The sequence below is a fragment of the Paenibacillus sp. genome (assembly GCF_035645195.1).
Lineage (GTDB): Bacteria > Bacillota > Bacilli > Paenibacillales > YIM-B00363 > Paenibacillus_AE.
The window spans coordinates 174,596-191,678 of record NZ_DASQNA010000041.1; the positions used below are offsets into that span (position 1 = coordinate 174,596).

The 17,083-nt window shown below is 58.1% G+C and carries 15 protein-coding genes; all 15 read left to right on the forward strand.

Going from position 1 to position 17,083, the window contains the following annotated elements; genetic code table 11:
- Positions 1–32 precede the first annotated feature (32 nt).
- The 15 genes from VE009_RS23050 (at position 33) to VE009_RS23120 (ending at position 17,081) form a co-directional block, all read left to right on the forward strand.
- Positions 33–692, forward strand: coding sequence for a hypothetical protein (locus VE009_RS23050; protein WP_325011766.1), 660 nt, complete (start codon positions 33–35; stop codon positions 690–692).
- Between the two features lie 22 nt (positions 693–714).
- Positions 715–1,767, forward strand: coding sequence for a Gfo/Idh/MocA family oxidoreductase (locus tag VE009_RS23055; RefSeq protein ID WP_325011768.1), 1,053 nt, complete (start codon positions 715–717; stop codon positions 1,765–1,767).
- Complete coding sequence (locus tag VE009_RS23060; RefSeq protein ID WP_325011769.1) at positions 1,764–2,675, forward strand: dienelactone hydrolase family protein; 912 nt, start codon at positions 1,764–1,766, stop codon at positions 2,673–2,675. The genes VE009_RS23055 and VE009_RS23060 overlap by 4 nt, the downstream gene beginning before the upstream one ends.
- Before the next feature lie 174 nt (positions 2,676–2,849).
- The gene (locus tag VE009_RS23065; protein ID WP_325011771.1) at positions 2,850–3,689 is read left to right on the forward strand and encodes a metallophosphoesterase family protein; all 840 of its coding nucleotides are present in this window, start codon (positions 2,850–2,852) and stop codon (positions 3,687–3,689) included.
- Entirely contained in the window at positions 3,686–4,303 is a 618-nt protein-coding gene (locus VE009_RS23070; protein ID WP_325011773.1) for a glycerol-3-phosphate responsive antiterminator, read from the forward strand. The genes VE009_RS23065 and VE009_RS23070 overlap by 4 nt, the downstream gene beginning before the upstream one ends.
- A gap of 159 nt (positions 4,304–4,462) precedes the next feature.
- Positions 4,463–5,809: an ABC transporter substrate-binding protein gene (locus VE009_RS23075; RefSeq protein ID WP_325011775.1), complete on the forward strand. Its 1,347-nt coding sequence runs from the start codon at positions 4,463–4,465 to the stop codon at positions 5,807–5,809.
- Positions 5,806–6,678 (forward strand): HAD family hydrolase, encoded by an 873-nt coding sequence (locus VE009_RS23080; protein WP_325011777.1) that lies wholly within the window; start codon positions 5,806–5,808, stop codon positions 6,676–6,678. Before VE009_RS23075 ends, VE009_RS23080 begins: the two co-directional genes overlap by 4 nt.
- Before the next feature lie 13 nt (positions 6,679–6,691).
- Entirely contained in the window at positions 6,692–7,759 is a 1,068-nt protein-coding gene (locus tag VE009_RS23085; RefSeq protein WP_325011779.1) for an ABC transporter ATP-binding protein, read from the forward strand.
- A 1-nt stretch (position 7,760) separates the two neighbouring features.
- Positions 7,761–8,633 (forward strand): sugar ABC transporter permease, encoded by an 873-nt coding sequence (locus tag VE009_RS23090; protein WP_325011780.1) that lies wholly within the window; start codon positions 7,761–7,763, stop codon positions 8,631–8,633.
- A gap of 133 nt (positions 8,634–8,766) precedes the next feature.
- Positions 8,767–9,549 carry a carbohydrate ABC transporter permease gene (locus VE009_RS23095; protein ID WP_325012150.1) on the forward strand — a complete coding sequence of 261 codons (783 nt, stop codon included), beginning with the start codon at positions 8,767–8,769 and terminating at the stop codon, positions 9,547–9,549.
- A 218-nt stretch (positions 9,550–9,767) separates the two neighbouring features.
- Positions 9,768–12,056 (forward strand): AraC family transcriptional regulator, encoded by a 2,289-nt coding sequence (locus VE009_RS23100; RefSeq protein ID WP_325011782.1) that lies wholly within the window; start codon positions 9,768–9,770, stop codon positions 12,054–12,056.
- 233 nt (positions 12,057–12,289) lie between these two features.
- Positions 12,290–13,207, forward strand: a complete 918-nt coding sequence (locus VE009_RS23105; protein ID WP_325012151.1) for an ABC transporter permease — start codon at positions 12,290–12,292, stop codon at positions 13,205–13,207.
- Between the two features lie 20 nt (positions 13,208–13,227).
- Positions 13,228–14,112, forward strand: a complete 885-nt coding sequence (locus tag VE009_RS23110; RefSeq protein WP_325011784.1) for a carbohydrate ABC transporter permease — start codon at positions 13,228–13,230, stop codon at positions 14,110–14,112.
- Between the two features lie 61 nt (positions 14,113–14,173).
- Positions 14,174–15,757 (forward strand): extracellular solute-binding protein, encoded by a 1,584-nt coding sequence (locus VE009_RS23115; protein WP_325011785.1) that lies wholly within the window; start codon positions 14,174–14,176, stop codon positions 15,755–15,757.
- 67 nt (positions 15,758–15,824) lie between these two features.
- Entirely contained in the window at positions 15,825–17,081 is a 1,257-nt protein-coding gene (locus VE009_RS23120) for a hypothetical protein (protein ID WP_325011787.1), read from the forward strand.
- Positions 17,082–17,083: the final 2 nt, after the last annotated feature.

Genomic DNA, 17,083 nt, shown 5'->3' on the forward strand with positions numbered 1-17,083 from the left:
AACAACCATTCTGACAAGGGGGTGTGCACCACATGCCAGTATTAAAACGGGCGAAGCAGCTGCCCGACTGGTGCGAGTTGAAGCATTACGAAATTATTCGTCTGGAGGCCGGGGACGTTTGGTCGGTGACGTTGAACGGCCGGGGGTACAAGGAGAAATGGATTTGCTGCGAAGGCGCAGGCATCGTTTCGAAGGAAGAGCGGCAGATGCCGGTCTTCGCCGGAACTGCGCTGGATTTCGCTGCGGAGGAAGACGCCGTCGCCGCGCGCATCTCCGTGCGGGAAGGCCCGTTCGTGCTGATCCGCATGTTCGGGCAATGGGGCGAGGAGGTCGGCGGTTGCGGCGTATTCCGGATGGAGGCGTCGGAGCTGCCCGGCAACGACGGAGACCCGGCGGAATACCCGAGAAACACGTTCAACGACAATCATTACCACGATTGCGATGAATATTACATTATCTATGACGGCTTCGGCGTCGTCGTCACCGAGTCGCGCCACTATATCGTCGGCGCCGGCGACTGCGTCGTGACGGCGGCCGGCGACCATCACGACATTCCGATCGTCGTGAAGCCGCTGAAGGCCGTGTTTTTCGAGACGACCTTGATCGGGCGGAAGCGGCGCGGTCATTTATGGAATCACACGCACGGCCCGGCGACGCCGGATCCCGCGAAGCGGATGCATTGCTTGACTTGAGTGGAACGGGGAGGCGGCCGACGTGGCATTGAGAGGCATTCTAGTCGGGACGGGCGGACACGGAGCATATTGGTGCCGGGCATACTTGCCCCCGGTCTTGCGGCAGGGGCTCGTCGACATCGTCGCCGCGGTCGATATCGATCCGACGGCGCATATTCACGCGAAGGAAGGGCTAGGGCTCGCGGACGATCGCTGCTACACGGATTTGGAACGGGCGTTCGCGGAGCATGAGGCCGATTTTTGCGCGATCGTCGTGCCGCCCGCTTTCCACGAGCGCGTCGTCGACTTGGCGCTGCGGTACGGCATGGATATTTTGTCGGAGAAGCCGATCGCGGACACGCTGGAAGCGTCCGTGCGCATCGCCCGCAAGGTGAAGGCGGCCGGAGCGAAGATGGGCGTCACGATGACGCACCGATTCGACCAAGACAAGACGTCGCTGCGCCACGCGCTCCGAAGCGGCGCTTACGGCGCGCTCGACTATTTGACGTGCCATTACTCCGGACGGTACCGCGAATACGGCAGCGCCCGCGCGTACCGGCACGAGATGGAGCATCCGCTGCTGATCGAGATGGCCGTGCATCATTTGGACATACTCGCGGATCTCGCGGGCGGCGTGTGCGAGACGATTTACGCGGAAACGTGGAACGCGCCGTGGTCGACGTTCAAGGGGGACGCCCAAGGGTTCGTGGTCATGAACATGCGCGGCGGCGTCCGGGCCGTATACGAAGGCGCCAACACGAACGCGCACGGCCTCAACGATTGGGCGAACGAGTACATCCGCGCGGAATGCGAGAACGGGACGATCGTGCTCGACCACCGCCGGATCGACGTCCGGGACGGAACCGGCGGCGCGCAGCCGCTGGCGCTGCTGGACCGGCCTTCTTGGGGCAATGTATGGCTGATCGAACAGTTCGTCGAATGGGTGCGGGGCGGCGCGCCGATGGAAACCGAGGTCGCCTCGAATCTGCAGTCGATGGCGATGGTGTTCGCCGCCATCGAGAGCAGCCGCACGAAGCGGCCGGTGCAGGTGCAGGAGCTGCTGGCGAACGCGATGCGAACGGAGGGGGACGCATGAACGTGAACGAAGATCGGAAAGCGTTGATGGGGCTGCTCGAGCTGGACCAGCTGCCCGACGTCGACGCCCCGCTGCGCATCATCGCGCGAGAAGCGGAGGAGCGCGACGATTATGTGCTGGAGCGGCTGACGCTCGACCTGAACGGCCTGGAGCCGGTGTCCGCGCTGCTGGCGCTGCCGAAGGACCGCCCGGGGCCGTTCCCGGCGGTCGTATTCAATCACTCGCACGGCGGCAATTACAAGGCAGGCAAAATAGAGTTGATCGAGGGTGCGTCATATCTTGACCCGGAGCCGTACGCGAAGCTGCTCACGTCGCTCGGGTTCGCGGCCTTGGCCACCGACGCTTGGGGATTCGGGGATCGGTTCACGCGGAAGGAATCCGAGCTGTTCAAGGAAATGCTGTGGCGCGGCCGCGTCCTCTGGGGCATGATGCTGTACGACAGCATGCGCGCGGTTAGTTATTTGCGCTCGCGCGACGACATCGACGCCTCGCGCATCGGCACGCTCGGCATGTCGATGGGCGGCACGAAAGCGTGGTGGCTGACGGCGCTCGACGAGCGGATCGCGTTCTGCGCGGATTTGTGCGGCGCGGCCGATTACGACGCGCTGATCGAGGAGCGCAGGCTGGATTATCACGGCATCTATTATTACGTGCCGAAGCTGCTGACGCGCTTTAGCTCGGGCGACATCCAAGCGATGGGCGCGCCGCGTCCGCGGCTGTGCGCGGTCGGGGTGCGCGATCCGCTGACGCCCGGCGTCGACCGGTTCGCGGAGCGCATCGCGCAGGCGTACCGGGAGGCGGATGCGGAGCATGCTTGGCGGCTGCGGCAGTTCGACGCCGGGCATGAGGAAACGGCCGAGATGCGCGGGGCGGTCCGCGCGTTCCTTCGATCGTTCACGGAGGAGTAAGAGAGTCTCACGAAAAGCGGCGGTCCAGGACATGATTTGCGTCCTGGACCGCCGCTTTTTCTATGAAACGCCGCTGCATCGATATCTTCATAGAATCTCAACGCTTGTTTTACAATCCCCGAATATATTTGGGCTAATCTAGAAGAGGAGTCAACAATCGAGGGAGGGAAACTCATGAGATTGATCGTTATGGGGGATTTGCATTATCACGATACGGACGCCGCTATCGCCGGGTGGACGGAGGCGCGCGACCGGTTTTACGAAACGATGATCGGGAAGTTTCTGGAGGAAGAAGGCGACTTCCACATCTCGCTCGGCGATTTGACGAATTACGGGACGGCGACGGAGTTGGCGGGCGTGTACGGCTTGCTCGGACAAGCGTCGAGAACGTTCGTGCATGCGCTCGGCAATCATGACCTGTACGCTCAGAAGAGAGCCGACGTGCTGGCCATCACAGGGCAGAAACGATACCATTCGATCGATACAGAGCGAGCGACGCTTGTTTTCTTGGATACAGCGAAGGAACAAGATTTCGAGGATTGGGGCGGCTGGGTCGACGAAGAGCAGCTGCGCTGGCTCGAGGGCGTCGTGCAGGCGTCGGGCGCGAAGCCGATGCTCGTATTCGCTCATCATCCGGTGTATCGGACGACGAAGCGCTCGGAGATGGACAAAGGCTCGATCCACCACAGCATCGACATGTGGAGCGTGCTCGGCCAAAAGCAAGGCGTCGGCGTATATTTCAACGGTCACACGCACGTCGACTCGATCCACCGGGAGCGCAATTGGACGTTCGTGCAGCTGTCCGCCGTGCTGGATCAGCATGCCGTTCGCCTCGTAGACGTCGAGTCCGATTGCATCCGCATTGCGGCGAAGGACGTAGAGGAAGCAGGCGTGCTTGAGTCCGCGCCTACGTTGTACGCGCATATGCCGCATTTCCGCCACAACCCCGAAGCGCGCGGCGGAGCGGAAGACCGGGAGTGCGTCGTATCGCTGACGGCGGCGACGCAGGCATGAAGCAGACTTGGGACGCCGCGGCGTTTATGAACAGGCTGACTGCGCATCGGATGATCGCTTCGATCAAAGAGCCGAAGCAAATCGAAGCCGCATTAGCTTTAAAACATCAGCTCAGCGGCGTATTTTTGCTGACAGGACATATCGGCGTCATCAAGGGTTATGTTGATTTGTTTCGAAAGCACGACCTTCCCGTGTTTCTTCATTTAGAAAAAATCGGCGGTTTGAGCGTAGATACTTACGGTCTCGAATACATCGCGAACGCCATTCGACCTACGGGCATCATTACGACGAAGACGAACGTCGTCAAGACGGTGAAGCGGATGGGGCTCATTACGGTGCAGCGGTTCTTCCTCGTCGACAGCGAAGGGCTGGATAACATCGCGAAGAGCCTCAATCAAATCGAACCGGACATCGTCGAATTGATGCCGGCTCGCATACCGGAGATGATCCAGCGGGTGAGAACGTTCACGAATCTGCCGATCATTACCGGGGGACTGCTGTCGGACGCCGCGCAATCGCTCGAATGTCTCCGGTACGGCGCTTCCGCCGTTTCGTCCTCTCGCACGGAACTATGGCGCGAACCGCTGCAAAGAAGATTTACAGAAGTTTCATAGAGAGATAACACTCGTTTAATAAACCTAGTTTATAGTTAAGGTATCCAAAGACAAGTAAATAGTCGGGTTGGAGTATTGGAGAAACCTAATTCACCGCTGAGCGCGCACAGCGGTAGATTTAGGTTTCTTTCGTTATTAAAAAAATGGAGGGAAACACACATGTTAAAGAAATGGTCGATGGCGGCAGTAACGATGGTAACGGCAGTGACGATGACGGCTTGCGGCGGCGGCACGGCGCAGCAGACGCAAGGCGGCGCAGAGGGCGGAAGCGCGCCGGCGGCGACGAGCGGAGCGAGCGCGAACAGCGGCTCCGGCGAAAAGATTACGATCAAGTACTGGTACGCGTTCGGCGGCAAAATCGAGGAAGCGAAAAAACATCTCGTCGAAGAGTTCAATAAATCGCAGGACCGCATCGAAGTCATTGCCGAGCATCAAGGCAATTACGAAGACTTGCACGCGAAGGTGCAGGCGTCGTTCGCGGCGGGCAACGCCCCGGCCGTTAGCGATCTGGAGATCGCGTCCACCGGCGTGTTCGCGCGCTCGGGCATGATCCAGGAGCTGACGGCGCTCGCTGAACGCGACGCGGAAGAAGTACAAATCGAAGACTTCAACCCGGGTCTGATGGGCAACGCATACGTCGACGGCAAGCTGTACGGCCTTCCGTTCATGCGTTCCACGCCGATCCTCTACAAAAACAACACGATGCTGAAGGAAGCCGGGCTCGATCCGGAAGGTCCGCGCAACTGGGCGGAGCTCGAGGAATATTCCCGCGTCCTGAAGGAGAAGGGCAAGAACGGCCTCACGATGCCGGCGGACATCTGGTTCTACGAAGCGTTCGTCGCGCAAAGCGGCGGCACGGTGCTCAGCGAAGACGGCAAAACGGCGACGTTCAACGGCCCGGCAGGCGTAGAGCCGGTAGCATTCTGGGAACGTCTGCATGACGAAGGTCTCATTAAGATTCCGGTCGGCAACGAAGGCGGCGCGACGGCGGACAAAGACTGGGCGAACCAGCTGTCGGCATTCAAATTCGGTTCGACGGCCGGCGTTACGGGGAGCCTCGAAGTCGCGAACGGCGCAGGGTTCGAAATGGGCACGTCGTTCATGCCTGCGAACAAATCGTACGGCGTGCCGACGGGCGGCTGCCAGCTCGTCATGACGTCGAAGCTTAGCGACGAAGAGAAAGAAGCGGCTTGGGAATTCATTAAGTTTATGACGACGAAGGAAAACACGATTTATCAGCACAAGCATGTAGGTTACTTGCCGACGCGCCTGTCCGCAGTGGAAACGGAAGAACTGCAGCAGCTGTATAAGGAAGTTCCGCACTTCAAAACGGCGTTCGAGCAGCTCGAATACGCAAGACCGCGCCCGATGGAGAACGCGTACCCGGAAATCGCGACGATCATTAAGCAAGCGATCGAGTTGGCCATTCTCGATAAGAACGTAACGCCGCAGCAGGCGATGGACCAAGCCGCGGAGAAGGCGAACAAGCTGTTGAGCGCGCAATGAGGAAACTGACCGACATTTCCGTCGTCATCTTCGATATGGACGGAACGTTATACCAAGAAGATACATTCGTCGAACGCTATATCGCTTATATGATGGCGGAGACGGAAGAGGGGGCCCGGTCGGCGGCGGCGCTTCGCGCGCGAGCGCTGCTGACCGGCGACTCGCCGATCCGGCTCGGGCAATATTATCATCGCGAGGACGATGTCGTGCTCGTTCGCTCGGGCGGCATCTTCGCGAATGCGTACACGTGGGAAGGCGAACCGCTGGAAGCCGGGCGGTTCGCGGCTTCCTACGCATCGATGGAGCCGACGGATGAGCGGCTGCTGTATCTCGGCGACCCGTGGGGCGTCGTCAACGCGCTTCGCCATAAGCATCGGATTCCGCTGGAGACCGCGGATGCAGCGTTCCGCCGCGTGCGGGAGGAGATGCTGGAAGCGCCTTATGCGTTTCCGCTCGACGAGTCGCTGCTTCAAGCCGTCCGCGAACTGGACGGGGTGACGAAAGTGCTTATGACGAACACGTATGAGCAGTCCGCGCTTGATTTCCTGCGTCGCATGGGACTCGACGGCGCATTCGACGACGTCGTACCTGCGGCGGAGAAGCCGGCGGGCATCGCGGAATACATGGATGCTTTAGTGCGCCGGGGCATCGCCCCTAGCGAAATTTTGTCTATCGGGGACAACCCGTGGAACGACTTGCTGCCGGCGAAGCGGCTCGGCGCCCTTACCTGCTGCATATCGCCGTACGAACTGGCGGAAGAGGAATCCTGGGATATACGAGTTCATACGGTCGGCGAGCTCGCCGCTTTGCTTCGTGAGCTGCGCGAAGCGAAGCGCGGCGAGCGGTCGACGGCGGCGCAACTCAACTAAGGAGGCGGAACGATTGGCGAAGATCGAACTGAAAAACATCGTCAAACGGTTTAAAGACGAGACGGTCATCCCGAGCCTGAACCTGACGATTCGGGACGGCTCGTTCACGGTGCTCGTCGGTCCTTCGGGCTGCGGCAAGTCGACGACGCTGCGGATGATCGCCGGTCTCGAGAAGCAATCGAGCGGGGATATTTGGATCGGAGATAAATTGGTGAACGACACGGCGCCGGGCATGCGGGACGTCGCCATGGTGTTCCAAAACTATGCTTTGTACCCGACGATGACGGTGCGCGACAACATCGAATTCGGCCTCAAAAACCGGAAGGTGCCGAAGCCGGAGCGGGAAGCGCTCGTGAAAGAAATATCCGAAATCGTCGGTTTGACGCCTTACCTCGATAAGAAGCCGCAGACGCTGTCGGGCGGCCAGCGGCAGCGGGTGGCGCTCGCCCGCGCGATGGTGAAGAAGCCGAAGGTGTTCATTCTAGACGAACCGCTGTCCAACTTGGACGCGAAGCTGCGCAGCCAAATGCGGACGGAGCTCATCCAGCTGCACCAGCGTCTCGGCACGACGTTCGTGTATGTCACGCACGATCAAGTCGAAGCGATGTCGATGGGCGACGAAATCGTCGTTATGAATAAGGGCGTCATTCAACAGCAGGACGCGCCGATGACGCTGTATGAGGAGCCGAAAAATTTGTTTGCGGCGCAGTTCATCGGCTCGCCGGCGATGAACGTATTCCCGTATCATGCCGGCCTCGGATTAGTACCTAACGTCGAGGGCGACATCGCTCATGTAGGCTTCCGGCCGGAGCATGTCCGGTTCGGCGAAGCCCGCGGCGAGGAAGGTCTCGCGCTCGCAGGCGAAATCGTAACGCGCGAAAGCTTGGGCGCCGAAACGATTTACCAAATTCGCACGGAGGCGGGCTCGTTGTTCGCGAAAACGTTCCTCGCCCCGGTCGAGCAGTCGTCCCGCGCGGCGATGTTCGTACCGCAGGAGCGGCTATACTTCTTCGGCGCCGACGGCCAGCGTCTGTACGCGAAAGAACCGGTCCGGCCGCTGACGGCCGTCGGGGGAGTGTAAGATGCGTTATTGGGAGCGAATTCGCCCTTACGCGATGGTGTCGCCGTCGATTCTCATCTTTGCGATCTTTTTCATCTACCCGATCTTGTTCATGATCTATTTAAGTACGTTCAGCTGGGATTTCGTGAGCCCGACGAAAACGTTCGTCGGCTTCCAAAACTTCGTCGATCTGTTCAAGGAGGAAGGGTTCCGGCAGGTCATCCGTAACTCTACGATATATACGTTTCTCGCGGTGACGCTGACGACCGGCATCGCGCTGGCGGCGGCGATTTGGCTGAATCGCTCCACTTGGCTGCACGGCTTCGTGCAGGGGGCGATCTTCAGTCCGCACATCATTTCGCTCGTGTCGATTTCGCTGCTGTGGAGCTGGCTGATGGATCCGGAGTACGGCCTCTTGAACTGGGTGATCGGGCTGTTCGGCATCGGGCCGAGCGGATGGCTCAACGATCCAAGCACCTCGCTCTTTTCGCTCGTGCTTGTTGCTATCTGGAAAAACGTAGGCTTTAACACGCTCGTGTTTATCGCGGGGCTGCAAAGTATCCCGAGAGATATTTACGAGGCAGCCGACCTCGACCGGTCCAAGCCATGGACGACGTTTTATCGGTTGACGCTGCCGATGCTGTCGCCGACCGTCTTCTTCCTCGTCGTCATCAACATGATCGATTCGTTCAAAGTGTTCGAGACGATCGCGATCATGACGCAGGGCGGACCGATCAATACGACGAACACGCTCGTGTATTACATCTACGAATACGGGTTCCGCTTCTTCAAGATCGGCTATGCATCCGCGGCCGGCGTCGTGCTGCTCGTCATCATCGGCGCGCTGACGATCCTGTATTTCAAGCTGTTGTCCCGCCGCGTCCATTACCGTTGAGAAAGGAGGCGCATCGATGAAAGCCCTGAACCGCGAGATGTGGAATCCGCCGGCGGAACGCCCCGACCTTTGGTCGGCGCTGTCGCCCGTCAAACTGCTGCAATACGCGAAATCGGCGATCAGCGTCGCGGGCATGCTCCTGGTTGTCGTCATCTTCGCGATGCCGTTCTTCTGGATGTTGTCCACATCGTTCAAGACGCTGCCGGAAACGATGATTTTCCCGCCGGAATGGATCCCGCGCAGCCTCGAGTGGTCGAACTACGCCAGCGCGTGGAATTCGGGACCGTTCCCGCAATACTTCGTCAACAGCTTCGTGGTAGCGATCGGCATACTCGTGTTCCAATTCGCTACGATCATTCCGGCTGCTTACGCTTTCGCTCGGTACACGTTCAAAGGCTCCAGCGTGCTGTTCGGTCTCGTCATGATCACGCTCATGATCCCGTCGCAGCTGATCTTCCTTCCGGTCTACCTGCAGCTCAGCCAATGGCAGCTGCTCAACACCCATTGGGCGCTGATCTTGCCGTTCGCTTCCAGCGCCTTCGGGATCTTCCTGCTTAGGCAGTCGTTCATGCAGGTATCGGAAGAGCTGCTCGAAGCCGCGCGGCTCGACAACGCGCCGGAATGGAAAATTATTTGGAAAATCATGGTCCCCATGGCGAAGCCCGTCCTCGTCACGTTCGCGCTGTTCAGCTTTATCGCGCATTGGAACGATTATTTTTGGCCGCTCGTCATGACGACGGACGAAACGGCGCGCACGCTGCCGCTCGGCATCGCGAAAATTCGCGAAGTCGAAGGGGTGGAGACGTGGAACGTGTTGATGGCCGGCAACGTCATTCTCGTGCTGCCGATTTTAATCGCCTTTTTCTTCGCCCAACGCCAAATTATACGGGCGTTCGTATACACAGGGGTAAAGTAAGCTTCCCCGACGAACGCCAAAAGAACGCGGTCCGGATTTGCCGGCCGCGTTCTTTTTTTACAAAAATACTGGTAAAATAACGGATTTTTACCTATTTAGGTCGGATTTTTTCACCTATGTTCAGAAAGAGATTGCGATATAATAGAGAACGACATTTTTTTGGGAGGAATGCAAACGCTTACATCATAATCACCATCGGAAGGGCAGGCGATACGCGCATGTTTCAACGCAGCGCAACCCAATCGGCGAAAAAGGGGACCTATTATAAAAAAAGCTTAATCATGTTTTTGCTCACGGCGAGCATACCCGGATTGATTACCGGCGCGATAATTTACTTTTTCGTCATTGGCGGCATGGAGCGCCATCTCGGCGCTTTGCATCAGGAGCAAATCGAAGAACGGGCCCGGAACGTGGACGACCAGCTGCAATATTTGGAGCTGAACCTCGCGCATTGGGCGTTCGACCCGCGATTCGGCTCGGGGATGCGCGACCTCGATTTCGTGTACTATTTTCAAGAAACGAACGATATCAGCAAGACGCTGGTCGTCATGCAGGGCTCGCATCCGCTCATTAAAGATACGGAGCTATACGTCGGCGGGAGAGAGAAGCCCGTCCTCTTCCAGCCCGGCTACCGGAGGCTAACCGATCCTTCGCGCATACGGGAATACCAACGGCTGATGGACGATGGCCGCACCGTATATTGGATCAGCGACCGAGAGCCCATTACGTTGGTTCACAAAGTGCCGGGAGACAGTCAGACGCCGTTCGCGCTGCTGTCGCTGACGCTTGAGCGGGAGAGGCTGTTGAATTTGCTGCGCACGTTGACTCCGTACAATGAAGGGATCACGATGCTCTTAGACGGGGAGGGCCGAAGCATCGTGTCGGACAGTACGGTGGGCGCGGAAGCGACGGAGACGCTGCGCGAGCGGGTCGCGAAGCGGCTGCTCGAGTCGCCGAACGGGACGTTCGTGTTCGAGACGGGAGATGTCGCGTACACCGTTTCCTACGGGAGGATGCCCCGGATCGAGACGGAGTGGACGTACGTGTCGGCCGCTCCGCTCACCGCGATCGTGTCGTCGGCCGTCGTCACGTCGAACATCATTCTCGCCGTCAGTTCGTTGGGTTTGCTTGCGGCGGTCGTCTTATCGTGGTTTGCGTCCAACCGCATGTATTCGCCGGTAGCGCGCATGCTCCAGGTGTTGACCGGCGGAACACCCCACGAGCTGAAGCCGCACGGACTGGACGAATTCCAGTTCCTCGAGCACCGGTGGACGGACCTGACGCAGGAAAGCCGCAACCTGCAGGAGCGTCTTCGCGAGCAGGTGCCGCATCTGCGAATCGGCTTCCTGCAGCAGCTGCTCCAAGGTCATTTGTACGGCTACTCGGAGGAGGAGCTTCGCGAGCGGCTGCGCAAGTACGAATGGGACGTCGCCGGCCATTCGTTTTATTTGATGTACATTCAATTGACCGGCCACGACAGCGTATCCGACCGATTCTCCGGCGACGAGAGCCTCGTGTCGTTCTCGGCGTCGAACATCATCGACGAGCTGGCGCGAGAGCGGTTCGGGCAATATTGCGTCATACCTTTCTATAACCTCTCCGCCGGGTTGTTAATTTCTTGTCCGGCGGATGAGGATACGGAGCGGCGCCTGCGCGAGCTAGGGGACGACATGACGAAGGCGATCAACGCGATTTTAAAAATGAGGGTGTCGATTACGATCGGCCGTTCCGAAGGCTGCGTCAAACGGCTGTCGGACGTGTTCATGGAAGTCGAGCGGGCGTCGAACTATCGGCAATTCGGCAACAAAAATCAAATTATCGACCTGAACGAAGCGACGGCCGAACCGGAGAGCGGCGAAAGCAAATATCCGTTCTCTCTGGAGAAAGACATCGTACAGGCGCTGCGCATGGGACGCAGCCAGGAGGCGGGCAAGCTCACCTCGGCGTTCCTGCAAGAGCTGCAAACCGCGAGGGGGTCGGAATACGGCGTGCAGCAGGGTATGCTGCAGCTGTACGGCAGCCTGCGCCACGCGGTGCTCGAATCCGGGTTCGACGCAGGCCGTTGGCTCGGCGGAGCGAACGGCTTCGGCGAGCTGTCGCAAATGCGCGAACCGGGCAAGATGCTTGAATGGATGAAGCGTCACATGATCGAACCGTTCGTGAAGGAGCTCGAAGCGCGGGCGGATGCCGAAATGAAACGGATGGTCGATCAGACGGTCGCATATATCGACGAAAACTATTGGAAGGACATTTCGCTCGAGCAGTGCGCCGATTTGGCGGGGACGACCCCCTATACGCTGAGCAAGTGGTTCAAGCAGACGACGGGCGTCAATTTTATCGACTATTTGACGAACGTCCGCATCGAACGGGCGAAAACGCTCCTTCGCGAATCGGACAAAAAAATTAACGACATCGCGGAAGCGGTCGGTTACCAACAGAGCTATTTCAACCGTATCTTCAAAAAGCAAGTCGGCGTGACGCCCGGCCAATACCGCGATATGACGTGATCCGCAAGAAATGAAACATCCGACAAAAGAGTGCAATCGACAGCGAAAGGCCTTGATACGCAAGGCCTTTTCGCTTGCAAAAATGTTGAATTGAAAGCGATCTCACCCTTGTTCCATACTCAGGTTAACCGCAGCGGCGATGGCTGCCGCGGGACTCAATACCCGAAAGGAGCATTCCGATGAATTCGTCGCTGCCGTCATCCCATGAAGCTTACGCGACGCCGCACGCAACGATGCGCAAGGCGACGCGGCCCTGGATCAGCAAGCTGAAGAGGGATCGTTGGTTATACCTTCTGTTGCTGCCCGGTCTACTGTATTTTATCGTTTTCAAATATTTGCCCATGTGGGGCGTGCTGATCGCATTTCAAAACTATTCGCCGTTTCTCGGCTTTTTCGGAAGCGACTGGATCGGCTTCGAGCATTTCCGGAATTTCTTCGCCAATCCGGATTTCGAAAGATTGCTGCGCAACACGTTAATCTTGGCCGTATACGACTTAGCGTTTTTCTTCCCGGCTCCGATCATTATCGCGCTGCTGCTGAACGAAATTCGGATCGACATTTTCAAACGGTTCGTGCAAACGATGGTGTATGTGCCTCACTTCGTATCGATGGTGATCGTGGCGAGCATGACGTACGTCTTCCTGACGCCGAACGGCGGCATCCTGTACGAATTGATTGCGCTGATTACCGGTAAGCAAATCAATTTCCTCAGCGATCCGGCTTGGTTCCGCCCGTTAATCATTCTGCAAATCATGTGGAAGGAGACGGGCTGGGGGACGATCATTTTTCTCGCCGCGCTCGCTTCGGTCGACGTAGAACAGTACGAAGCTGCGATCGTCGACGGCGCGACTCGATTCCAACGGCTGCTTCATATTACGCTTCCCGCGATCAGCAGCACCATCGTCATTTTGTTGATCTTACGGATGGGGAACTTCCTAGACAACGGCTTTGAGCAAATTTTCCTGATGACGAACTCGCTGAACCGCTCCGTCGCCGATGTGTTCGATACGTATGTGTACTTCGTAGGCATTACGCAAGGCGCATTCAGTTACAGTACGGCGATCGGCTTATTCAAATCGCTCGTCGGCATCGTATTGATCTACGGCAGCAACTGGCTCGCGAAAAAGTTCGGACAAGAAGGCATTTTATAGCGTCAAAGGGGTGAAACAAAATGATCAGTAAACATGATTCGTTCATCGAAAAGATGTTTGATGGCGTGAACTATTTGCTCTTATTCATCTTTGCGCTCGTCACGGTGCTCCCGTTCGTCTACATTATCGCCGGGTCGTTCGCGACCGAGGCTGAATTAACGGCCCGGAAATTCTTTTTGTTCCCTCACGATCCGTCGATCGCGGCGTACCAGTATATTTTCTCGACCGATACGATTTTTCGGGCAATGGGCAACTCCGTGATCATTACGGTATTCGGCACGTTAACGAACCTGGCGTTCACGCTGACGATGGCGTACTCCTTGTCCCGGAGAGACTTGATCGGCCGTAATTTCTTCATGAATATGATCATCTTTACGATGCTTTTCAGCGGCGGGATGATTCCGTCGTACCTCATCGTGAAGGAGCTTGGGTTGTTGGACAGCTTTGCGGCGGTCATTCTTCCGGGGGCGATCAGCGCCTTCAATCTGATCGTCATTAAGAACTTCTTCCAAAATCTCCCCGCGGGATTGGAGGAATCGGCCCGGATCGACGGCTGTACCGATCTGGGCGTGCTATGGCGCATCGTCCTTCCGCTGTCGAAGCCGATTATCGCCACATTCGGGTTGTTTTACGCCGTAGGTCATTGGAACAACTTCTTCGCTGCGCTGCTCTATTTGAACGACCATAAGATGTGGCCGCTCCAGGTCATGCTGAGAGAGATCGTCATGCTGTCCCAGATGGCGGCCGGCGACATCAATAACATGGATCCGAATTTCGTGCAGCCGCCTGCGCAATCCGTGAAGATGGCGGTCATCGTGGTCGGCACGATTCCGATTCTCATGGTGTACCCGTTCTTGCAGAAGCATTTCGCCAAGGGTGTTCTGCTAGGCTCCATTAAGGGGTAGATTGTCGCCGACTGGCGATATCTATAGATAACTAGCTATAAAAAATAGGGAGGGCAAAAACATGTTGACGAATCAACGGACATCGAAAAAATCGCTCGCAATTTTGCTGGCTGCCGGAATGACGACGCTTGCGGCATGCTCCGGCAATTCGGGAACCGGCAGCGAGCCGGCGCCTTCGACAGGCGGGGATACGACGCAATCGACGGACAACAAAGGCGCGGAGGCGCCAGCGAAGCAGGATCCGTTGAAGATCTCTTTCATGGTTCCAGGGTTCGATCCGGAAAACCTAGGTTATCCGGACGATAACTCCGTCGTAATTAAGGCGATCGAGGAATATACGAACACCGACCTTTCGATGCAGTTCGTGCCGAACAGTACGTACGGCGACAAGATGAATATTACGCTCGCATCGGGGGAGCTGCCTACGCTGATGGTCATCGACCCCAAAAACCCGAGCTTTATTAACGCGGCGCGAAACGGCGCATTTTGGGAAATCGGACCGTATCTGAAGGACTACAAAAACCTTAGCCAGGCGAATCCTGTCGTGCTCAACAACACCAGCGTCGACGGGAAGATTTACGGCATCTACCGCGAACGCACGCTCGGCCGCATGGGGATGACGTTAAATGCGGATTGGATGAAAAAACTCGGTCTCGAAGCGCCGAAAACGATCGATGAATTTTACAATGTTTTGAAAGCGTTCAGCGAACAAGATCCGGACGGCAACGGGAAGGACGATACGTACGGCATCGTCATTACGAAATGGCACGGACCGTGGGACATTATGCAGGTATGGTTCGGCGCGCCGAACAAGTGGGGCGAGGATGCGAACGGCAAGCTCGTGCCGACGCACATGACGCCGGAGTACAAGGAAGCGTTGAAGTTCTTCAAGAAGCTGTATGACGAAAAGCTTGTGAACGAAGACTTCGCGGTCATGGACTCGGCGGTATGGAACGATCCGTTCATCAACGGAGAGGCCGGCGTATTCGTCGACGTAGCGGACAACGCCCGCCGACTCGACGACAAAATGCAGGAAAAATACGGGAAGCGCGACGAGCCGTATACGGCGGTGTTCCAAGCTCCGGTCGGTCCGAAGGGCCATCGCGACATGCCGACGTCGGGTTACGCGAACGTCATTGCGATTTCCAAAACCTCGATTAAAACCGAAGAGCAGTTGAAGCGCGTACTGACGTTCCTCGACCAGTTGAACGACGTGGAAATGCAAATGGTGCTGGAGTACGGCATCGAAGGGCGTCATTACAAGATGGAGAACGGTTTCGTCGTACCGATCGAAAGCAACGAACCGGGTCTTAAGAAAGAGCGCCTCAGCTTGAACCAAATGACGATGTATATCGGACCGGACCTTCCGACGCGCGAGGTGACGCCGATCAACAAGATGATCACCGACGTTCAAAAGGCTAACGAACAAATCGTCGTCGCGAACCCGGCGGAGCCGCTGATCTCCGAAGTCTACTCGCAGAAGGGACAGCAGCTTGACAACATTATTTTGGATGCGCGCATCCAGTACATCGTCGGTCAAATCGACGACAACGGCCTGCAGGCCGCGCACGATCTGTGGCTCAAGACGGGCGGTCAGGAATATATCGACGAAATCAATAAGCTGTACGAGGCGTCGAAGCAATAATACGCCGGACAGTGCTGCGGCCGATAGGCTGCGGCACTGTCCCTTTTGAGGGGAGCGGTGGGAAACGGTGGAAACGAGAACTTCAGCGCTGCTCGGCACCATCGATATCCGGGCGGCGGGCGTAAGGAACAAGCTGCTGCTCGGCGACTTGAACGGGGACGGCCGGATGGAGCTCTTGATGGCGCAGCCCGACGGCGGCATCGACGACCGGTACGTGCCGCATCAAGTGATTTGCTTGACGGCGTTCGATCTGGATGGCAGGCTGATATGGCAGGTCGGAAAGCCCGATCCGCAATGCGGCAAAGCCGGATCCGATTATCCGGTGCAAATTTACGATATCGACGGCGACGGGGCGCTCGAGGTGCTGTGCGTGATGGGGAAACGGTTCCTCGTCCTAGAAGGCGCGACGGGCAAGGTCAAGGCGTCCTACGCGCTGCCGGCGGACGAGGCGCATGACTGCATTATCATCGCGAATTTACGAGGCGGCCCGCGGCCGCGCGACATCATTCTGAAGGACCGGTACCGGCGCATGTGGGCGATGACGGATACGTTCGAGCCGCTGTGGACGCATGAAGGCAATCCCGGCCATTTCCCGTGGGCGCATGACGTGAACGGCGACGGCCGCGACGAGGTGATGGCGGGCTACGATCTGCTGGACGCCGACGGGCGGAAGCTGTGGTCATGCCGCGATCTCGAAGATCATGCGGACTGCATCTGGGTCGGCGACGTGAACGGTGACGGGACGAACGAGCTCGTCATCGGCGGAAGCGTGACCGTCATGTACGCCCCGGACGGGCGCGAGCTATGGCGGTACGCCGGATCGATCGAGTCGCAGCACGTCGCGCTCGGCAAATTCCGCGCGGACGTGCCGGGGCTGCAAATCGCCGGACTCGACCGCATCGAGCGGGGAGATGCCGGCGTTCCGACCCGAGGGAAGGACGCGATGTTCCTGCTCGACGGGGAAGGCAGGGAGCTGTGGAAGGAGGAGCGGACGACGAGCGGCTGGCTGACGATCGTCGAAACGATGCGCGGCTGGGACGGCGGCCCGCTCGATCACATTCTCGCCTACCGCCGCGGCGGCGGCATCTTCCCGACGCTGTACGACGGCCATATGAACGCGGTCGTATCGTTCCCGGTCGACGGGTACGCCGCGCATGCCGACTTGGTCGGCTCGGGCAAGGAGCAGGTGTTGATCTATACCGACGACGAGGTAACGATCTTCGGCGCCGAGCCGACGGCGCTCGAGGCGCGGAACCCGGGCCGCGCGCTGCCGCAGCCGAAGCGGCTGTACAGCTCGACGCTGTATCCCGGCGGAGAATATTAGAG

Bases quoted from the DNA above. Each gene is read 5' to 3' on its own strand.
- VE009_RS23050 (WP_325011766.1), top strand. From the start codon at position 33: ATGCCAGTATTAAAACGGGCGAAGCAGCTGCCCGACTGGTGCGAGTTG.
- VE009_RS23060 (WP_325011769.1), top strand. From the start codon at position 1,764: ATGAACGTGAACGAAGATCGGAAAGCGTTGATGGGGCTGCTCGAGCTG.
- VE009_RS23065 (WP_325011771.1), top strand. From the start codon at position 2,850: ATGAGATTGATCGTTATGGGGGATTTGCATTATCACGATACGGACGCC.
- VE009_RS23070 (WP_325011773.1), top strand. From the start codon at position 3,686: ATGAAGCAGACTTGGGACGCCGCGGCGTTTATGAACAGGCTGACTGCG.
- VE009_RS23075 (WP_325011775.1), top strand. From the start codon at position 4,463: ATGTTAAAGAAATGGTCGATGGCGGCAGTAACGATGGTAACGGCAGTG.
- VE009_RS23080 (WP_325011777.1), top strand. From the start codon at position 5,806: ATGAGGAAACTGACCGACATTTCCGTCGTCATCTTCGATATGGACGGA.
- VE009_RS23090 (WP_325011780.1), top strand. From the start codon at position 7,761: ATGCGTTATTGGGAGCGAATTCGCCCTTACGCGATGGTGTCGCCGTCG.
- VE009_RS23095 (WP_325012150.1), top strand. From the start codon at position 8,767: ATGCTCCTGGTTGTCGTCATCTTCGCGATGCCGTTCTTCTGGATGTTG.
- VE009_RS23100 (WP_325011782.1), top strand. From the start codon at position 9,768: ATGTTTCAACGCAGCGCAACCCAATCGGCGAAAAAGGGGACCTATTAT.
- VE009_RS23105 (WP_325012151.1), top strand. From the start codon at position 12,290: ATGCGCAAGGCGACGCGGCCCTGGATCAGCAAGCTGAAGAGGGATCGT.
- VE009_RS23110 (WP_325011784.1), top strand. From the start codon at position 13,228: ATGATCAGTAAACATGATTCGTTCATCGAAAAGATGTTTGATGGCGTG.
- VE009_RS23115 (WP_325011785.1), top strand. From the start codon at position 14,174: ATGTTGACGAATCAACGGACATCGAAAAAATCGCTCGCAATTTTGCTG.